Origin of the sequence: Roseospira visakhapatnamensis (genome assembly GCF_014197915.1) — a bacterium.
GTDB classification, from domain to species: Bacteria; Pseudomonadota; Alphaproteobacteria; order Rhodospirillales; family Rhodospirillaceae; genus Rhodospira; species Rhodospira visakhapatnamensis.
Genome location: NZ_JACIGK010000089.1, coordinates 1 through 1,399, shown reverse-complemented (window position 1 = coordinate 1,399; position 1,399 = coordinate 1). Strand labels below are relative to the sequence as shown.

The 1,399-nt window shown below is 65.6% G+C and carries 2 protein-coding genes; both read left to right on the top strand.

The annotated features are described in order from the left end of the window. Window positions 1-200: 200 nt before the first annotated feature. The gene (locus GGD89_RS19605) at window positions 201-518 is read left to right on the top strand and encodes a DUF443 domain-containing protein (RefSeq protein ID WP_184049235.1); all 318 of its coding nucleotides are present in this window, start codon (window positions 201-203) and stop codon (window positions 516-518) included. A gap of 192 nt (window positions 519-710) precedes the next feature. Next, window positions 711-1,313: a hypothetical protein gene (locus GGD89_RS19600; RefSeq protein ID WP_184049232.1), complete on the top strand. Its 603-nt coding sequence runs from the start codon at window positions 711-713 to the stop codon at window positions 1,311-1,313. Window positions 1,314-1,399 lie beyond the last annotated feature (86 nt).

Here is a 1,399-nt window from a genome sequence, read left to right as displayed (position 1 = left end):
CGCCCCAGCCACCCTGAGCCCGCCCCTCCTCACCTGTCCCTTCAATCACCAGACCCGGTTGCGACACACTCCAACCCCATCCTGAGAACTGCTGGCCCGTGTATCCTCCGCTTGACGACCCGGCCCCGGCTTGCGCACTGTGTGTCACGTTGCGTGGACACTTGGCCGCGCCAGGACTCATCCAGCGATGGAGGATCGCCGTGCAGTGCCCGGGCTGCAAGACCGAGGTGGACGACAAGGCGACGGGCTGCCCGACCTGCGGCGCCCGGCGTGGCTACTTCATGGACCGGCGCGGCCGGGTGGGCGGCAAGCTCAAGGTGTGGGGCGGAATCGCCGCCGTGCTGATCATCGGCATCGGCGTTTTCATCGCGCCCATGCTTTACACATGGCCGATCAACGACACCGTGATCTGGCTCCTGGGGATCTTCGTGTTCGTGATGCTGCTGGCCGCCGCTCAGTTCATTTTCTACCTGGTGCGCGGCCGGGTCTGGTATCCGCCCGAGGGCTGGCAGGGGTAGACGGCCGGACATCAGCGACCGACCCCGTCAATGCCGCTAAAGGTGCGTCTTTGTTCGCTTGTGCGAGACACGAAACACTCGCCATACATGTCGTTCGCCTATAGCATGGACTTAACCTCAGGGTCTCGGGGCATGGAGCGCTCGGGGTCCCCACGGGGTGTCCTATGACCGCGCATGGCCGGATGATGCCCCATGAAGTGCCCTAACTGCCTGACCGACGTGGACGACGAGACGACCGAATGCCCGACCTGCGGCGCGCGGCGGGCGTATGGTCTTGATGTCGTCGAAAGCATGCTCGGCAAGGCGGCACTCAGGAGACAGGTCGCGGGTTTTCTCCTCGGTGTCACCAGCCTGACCCTGGCCCAGATCCATGTGCTTGTGACCGGCTCTCACGCGTCTTGGTCGACCCCTGGGCCAACCCTCGGACCGCTGTGGATTGAGGGCTTTCTCCTGGTGGCCGGCCCCGGGATCCTCGTGGTCTTGTGGGCAGACTTGGCCGGTCTGATCATGCGCCTGAGGACAGGCCCTCGTTGGTTCGGCCCACGCGGACACAGGGGGCACGTGCCCGCCCTGGCGCGCCGGCAACGGACGGACACCGTCGCCACGCCCTGCCCAGCCTGCGGCACGCCCGTGCACGCGACGGCGGTCAGTTGTCGCGCCTGTCGGGCACGGCGCGGCTATCGCCTGGACGCTCGGTTGGACGGGGGCGCGATCGTGACGGACCGCACACAGGCCCGGTTAGCCCTAACGACCTGGATCGGGGGCATGGGCCTGTCGGTCGCCACTCTAGAGTAATCCGAGATCAAGTTGGGCCATAGCCGGAATGCCGCATATAGCTGCTGCACTCTGTTGGCATAACTTTGTCGAGCGCTTCTTTCAGG